General features: G+C 58.0%; 4 protein-coding genes and 1 pseudogene. All 5 read left to right on the top strand.

Going from position 1 to position 5,214, the window contains the following annotated elements; translation table 11 throughout:
* On the top strand, window positions 1–212 hold a 212-nt coding region (locus EN750_RS39970), incomplete at its 5' end, for a hypothetical protein (protein WP_210212750.1).
* A 183-nt stretch (window positions 213–395) separates the two neighbouring features.
* Complete coding sequence (locus EN750_RS17445; protein ID WP_126063825.1) at window positions 396–1,148, top strand: carbonic anhydrase; 753 nt, start codon at window positions 396–398, stop codon at window positions 1,146–1,148.
* A gap of 160 nt (window positions 1,149–1,308) precedes the next feature.
* Window positions 1,309–1,505: pseudogene (locus EN750_RS40800) on the top strand (7-carboxy-7-deazaguanine synthase QueE); the annotation flags it as partial.
* A gap of 1,051 nt (window positions 1,506–2,556) precedes the next feature.
* A complete protein-coding gene (gene nifH / locus EN750_RS17435; protein ID WP_024505261.1) occupies window positions 2,557–3,450 on the top strand; it encodes a nitrogenase iron protein in 894 nt (297 codons plus the stop codon).
* An 87-nt stretch (window positions 3,451–3,537) separates the two neighbouring features.
* Window positions 3,538–5,040 (top strand): nitrogenase molybdenum-iron protein alpha chain, encoded by a 1,503-nt coding sequence (gene nifD, locus EN750_RS17430; protein WP_024505262.1) that lies wholly within the window; start codon window positions 3,538–3,540, stop codon window positions 5,038–5,040.
* Window positions 5,041–5,214 lie beyond the last annotated feature (174 nt).

The following is a 5,214-nucleotide window of genomic DNA, read 5'->3' as shown; positions in this document are numbered from 1 at the left end:
ATAGCAACGTTTTCGTGGCGTGGGTCGGCTGCGTCGGGAGTAGCGATGAAAACGTATTAGGGTCGCCTGCGTCTCCTTGGGCAGCGAGTGTAAAGTATAGCGATGCGGCCTCCGGCGCGAACGGCAGCCGCGCAGTGATCACCTTCGCCTGTGCCTTTGCGGCGGGGGGCAAGCGCTGGTCTGCTCAAATTTTTTATCGTTTAGCTGGTTGAAACTGCTCCCGTTGCGGGCTGCAGAAGCCGGCCAGCCGAGAAACGGCAGCCGCACTTATGAAAGCACGCCAAGGCATGCGGGCATCTATCAGTTGCAAAGGACAATACTGGCCGCGCCGATTGGCCATCACGCGTCCATTAGGGCAGCCACCAACATCAGTTCGCAAGAGGAGCAAAAGTAATATGTATCGTCGTCACCTGATCAAAGGGTTGGTTGCGCTCGGCGCATGCCGGATTTGCGTTCAAGCCGCCCAAGCGACCAGTGCCCATTGGGGGTACACCGGTCCGGTCGGACCGGAGCACTGGGCTGATCTGGATAAGGAAAATTTCGTATGCTCTGCCGGCACGCAGCAATCGCCGATCAATATCAACAGCGCGGTCAAGGCGGATATCCCGCATATCGCCATCGGCTGGCACAAGGGCGGCGGCAATATGGTGAACAACGGCCACACCATTCAAATCAATATGCCACAAGGCAGCACGCTGACCCGCAGCGATCGTGTCTACGAACTGGTACAGTTCCATTTCCATGCGCCAAGCGAACATCACGTGGCGGGCAAGAGCTTCCCGATGGAGGTGCATTTCGTTCACAAGGACACGCAAAGTGGTACTCTGGGCGTGCTGGGCGTCTTTTTAACGCCCGGCGCGACAAATGCCAGCTTTGCTGCCCTTGCTGCGGCCTTTCCCGAACTGCCGAATGGGGAGGTGACGATCGACGAGGTGAATCCCAACTGGCTTCTGCCAGCCTCGCTTGGCTATTGGACTTATGAGGGCTCACTGACGACGCCGCCGTGCACCGAAAACGTCGAGTGGATGGTGGCGATGGAACCGGTTGACGTTGATCCGGCAGACATCCAGCGATTTGCCTCCCTCTACCCGTCGAACGCGCGCCCTATTCATTCACCCAATCGACGCTTCATCCTGCGCCAGAGTTGAGCGCCGCCCCAGCGGTTCCGCACGGTCCAACATTCTTGGCACAAGTTGGCGCGAAGCCTCCTCTTCCGGTCTGGCGGTCTGACGGCGCTCCCCAAGCTGGCTAGTCTAAATGATAGGGATTCGGTGCCGACACCACTCGTCCCAAAGACGTCGCGGCGAGGTTTGTCTGCAACCCGGCAATCACACGCCGCCCCGCCGTGGTAATGAAGACGTCTCTGTCGAGTCCGACGGAATATGATGCGCATGGAATCGCTGGTAGAAAAGGTGACCAGCGACAGGTGGTTCGAAGCCCGCGTCTTGCCGCAGCTGCACGTTCTACTCTGGGGTAACAAGAGGGTGGTGTATACCTTCTCCTAGCTTCGCCGCCAACTACTCGGTTTTCCGAATTGCTCTCTATATTCTTGAAGACGATGCGTTCGTTAAAGACATGTGCTGCGCACCTGGTGTAAAAGCTGCTCTCATCATGCAGAGGTCAAGCCAGTCGGGCTCATCCGAGGCTATGGCCGTGAGCACTGTTCAGTTCGGCAGAGAGGGCGCTTTTGTACACACTTTGCGATCGTGGCGGCCCCGTGGGCAGATCTGCAAGCTGCCGCGACACTAACCTCTCGAAGCCCGCCCGCCCGCCTGTTGATGCGTGTCTCCCAGTAAGATTCCTGTCCAAGAACGTGATAATCTTCTTGCCAGTGTTGTAGCTGATGTTGCCCTTGATGCCGCAGCCTACCGCGGCGGGACCAAACTCAATGGCAAGCAGGCCGGCTAGGATCGTGCAGCCAGTCGCGAGCCTCGCCCACAACGGGGTCTCACGCGCATGAGGGCGCCGACCATGGGTTCGGCGGTTCGTACGCGTATAACACGTATCTTTCTGAAAAAATCAATGCTCTCGGCTAAGCTACTGAATTATTTGGCTTCCATATAGCGCGTCGGCGGAACCAACTTGTAGACGGGCTATGAAAGGTTAAGCGCGGATGTCTATCGGCCGCCGGCGTTCCCGCTCTGTAAGCCTGCCTGAACTACCCGCGCCGCGGTCAAGCCCCAGGCTCCTGCTCATCCAGCGACCGCCCGATCAATGGCAGGCTGGAAAGACAAGAGCCGATGTCTTCCGATGGTCTCGCCATCAGCTTTGGGCTAACTTCCCCATTCTCCCGCTTCGAGCTCGACACACGGCGGTTTGGATGGCGCACGACAATCTGTGTCGGCTTTGTCGTGTCCGTGACAGACGCCTGAAAGGCCCGTTCGCGCGTTTTGCCGCCGTCTAAGCGGCTGGAATTTAATGACAAAGTTTTTTCTGGGATCGGCCGATCACGCTGGTACGCTTTTTGCGATGCTTGGTGTGAGGCGGCACGAGCTGCCTATCGGCACTTGTGTCGCGGGCAGTCGCGATGATTAGAACGAAGGAAGGAAAGCTATTATGTCAGGTCTGCGTCAGATCGCCTTTTACGGAAAAGGCGGCATCGGCAAGTCCACCACGTCCCAAAATACGCTCGCTGCCCTTGTCGACCTCGGGCAGAGAATCCTCATCGTAGGATGCGACCCCAAAGCCGATTCCACACGCTTGATCCTGAATTCGAAAGCTCAGGATACCGTCCTGGATCTCGCCGCACAGGAAGGTTCGGTGGAAGACCTCGAACTCCAGGACGTGCTCAAGGTGGGCTACAGAGGCATCAAGTGCGTGGAGTCCGGCGGCCCCGAGCCGGGTGTCGGTTGCGCCGGCCGCGGCGTCATCACCTCGATCAATTTCCTCGAGGAGAATGGCGCTTATGACGATGTCGATTATGTCTCCTATGACGTCCTCGGCGACGTGGTATGCGGCGGCTTCGCCATGCCGATCCGCGAAGGCAAGGCCCAGGAGATCTATATCGTCATGTCCGGCGAGATGATGGCGCTCTATGCCGCCAACAACATCGCCAAGGGCATCCTCAAATATGCCCATTCGGGCGGTGTGCGGCTGGGCGGGCTGATCTGCAATGAACGTCAAACCGACCGCGAACTCGATCTGGCCGAAGCACTGGCTGGCCGATTGAATTCCAAGCTCATCCACTTCGTGCCCCGCGACAACATCGTCCAACATGCCGAACTCAGGAAGATGTCGGTGATCCAGTACGCGCCGGACTCAAAGCAGGCAGGGGAATACCGCGCTCTGGCCGAGAAGATCCACGCCAATTCGGGCCAGGGTACGATCCCGACGCCGATCACCATGGAGGAGCTGGAGGAGATGCTGCTCGACTTCGGCATCATGAAGACCGACGAGCAGATGCTTGCCGAGCTTCACTCCAAGGAAGCGGCGAAGGCGGCGGCCCAGTAGTGACATTAGCGCTGCCATGAATCGGCGCGCCTTGCAGAGAACGGCGCCTATTCTTTGAGGCGTCACCCAACCTTGAAAGGGGGACTCATGAGCCGGGAATACGAGAATGACGGTGCTCTTCATGCGAAGCTTATCGAAGAGGTGCTGTCGCATTATCCCGACAAGGCGGCGAAGCGCCGCAAGAAGCACCTCAACGTCGCAAAGAGCGGCAACGAGGCTGGCGGGGAAAGCGAGGTCCTTTCCGAATGCGACGTCAAATCGAACATCAAGTCCATTCCCGGGGTGATGACGATTCGCGGCTGTGCATATGCTGGTTCGAAAGGCGTGGTGTGGGGGCCAGTCAAGGATATGGTCCATATCTCGCACGGCCCGGTCGGCTGCGGCCAATATTCTTGGTCGCAGCGCCGCAACTACTACGTCGGTACAACGGGCGTCGACACGTTCGGGACAATGCAGTTCACCTCCGATTTCCAGGAGAAGGACATCGTCTTCGGCGGCGACAAGAAGCTGGAACAGATCATTGACGAGATTGAAGTCTTGTTTCCGCTCAACAACGGCATCACCGTGCAGTCCGAATGCCCTATCGGCCTGATTGGCGATGACACCGAGGCCGTTTCTCGCAAAAAGACCAAGGAGTATGACAAGACGATCGTGCCGGTACGCTGCGAGGGCTTCCGCGGCGTCTCGCAGTCGCTTGGCCACCACATCGCCAATGATGCAATCCGGGATTGGGTCTTCGACAAAAAGGATGTCAAGTTCGAGGCCGGCCCCTACGACGTCAACGTCATCGGCGACTACAATATCGGCGGCGATGCCTGGGCCTCGCGCATACTGCTTGAGGAGATAGGGCTGCGCGTGGTTGGCAACTGGTCGGGTGACGCCACACTCGCAGAGATCGAGCGCGCCCCGAAGGCTAAGCTCAATCTTATCCACTGCTACCGGTCGATGAATTACATCTGTCGGCATATGGAGGAAAAGTATGGCGTCGCCTGGATGGAGTACAATTTCTTCGGTCCCTCCCAGATCGAAGCCTCTCTGCGCAACATAGCCAAGCATTTTGGGCCGGAAATCGAGGAGAAGACCGAAAAGGTCATTGCCAAGTACAGGCCGCTTGTTGATGCGGTCATCGCCAAGTACCTGTCGCGCCTGGAAGGAAATACCGTGATGCTCTATGTGGGCGGCCTGCGCCCCCGCCACGTCGTCACGGCCTACGAGGACCTCGGCATGGTCATCGTGGGCACCGGCTATGAATTCGCCCACAGCGACGACTATCAGCGCACCGGCCACTACGTGAAGAACGGCACGCTGATCTACGATGACGTGACCGGCTATGAGTTGGAGAAATTCATCGAAGGGATTCGCCCAAATCTGGTCGGCTCGGGAATCAAAGAAAAATACCCGGTGCAGAAGATGGGCATACCGTTCCGCCAGATGCATTCCTGGGATTATTCAGGCCCGTATCACGGCTACGATGGCTTTGCCATTTTCGCACGTGATGTGGATCTCGCCATTAACAACCCGGTCTGGGACCTATTCCACGCGCCTTGGAAAAGAAGCCGGGGCGATGAGCGGGCGATGGCTGCCGAATAAACATTTGCTTCAGCCCCAGTCTCCCACTGAGACGGTGAACTCCCGCGGCCTCTGATCCGCCGGAGCCTGGAACGTCTTGACGTCCTGAGCTGCCGTCCCGCGCAGCCAGATGCAAAAGAGGTAATCATCATGCCGCAGTCGGCTGAAAAAATTCTCGATCACGCTCCCCTGTTC

Origin of the sequence: Mesorhizobium sp. M7A.F.Ca.ET.027.03.2.1, from assembly GCF_003999175.1 — a bacterium.
In the GTDB taxonomy this organism is placed as follows: Bacteria; Pseudomonadota; Alphaproteobacteria; order Rhizobiales; family Rhizobiaceae; genus Mesorhizobium.
The sequence above is the reverse complement of the archived record's forward strand: the minus strand, read 5'-3'. Positions and strand labels throughout refer to the sequence as shown.

What these genes read in the sequence shown, in the direction of transcription:
- EN750_RS17445 (WP_126063825.1), top strand. Translation starts at nt 396, where the DNA reads ATGTATCGTCGTCACCTGATCAAAGGGTTGGTTGCGCTCGGCGCATGC.
- nifH (WP_024505261.1), top strand. Translation starts at nt 2,557, where the DNA reads ATGTCAGGTCTGCGTCAGATCGCCTTTTACGGAAAAGGCGGCATCGGC.
- nifD (WP_024505262.1), top strand. Translation starts at nt 3,538, where the DNA reads ATGAGCCGGGAATACGAGAATGACGGTGCTCTTCATGCGAAGCTTATC.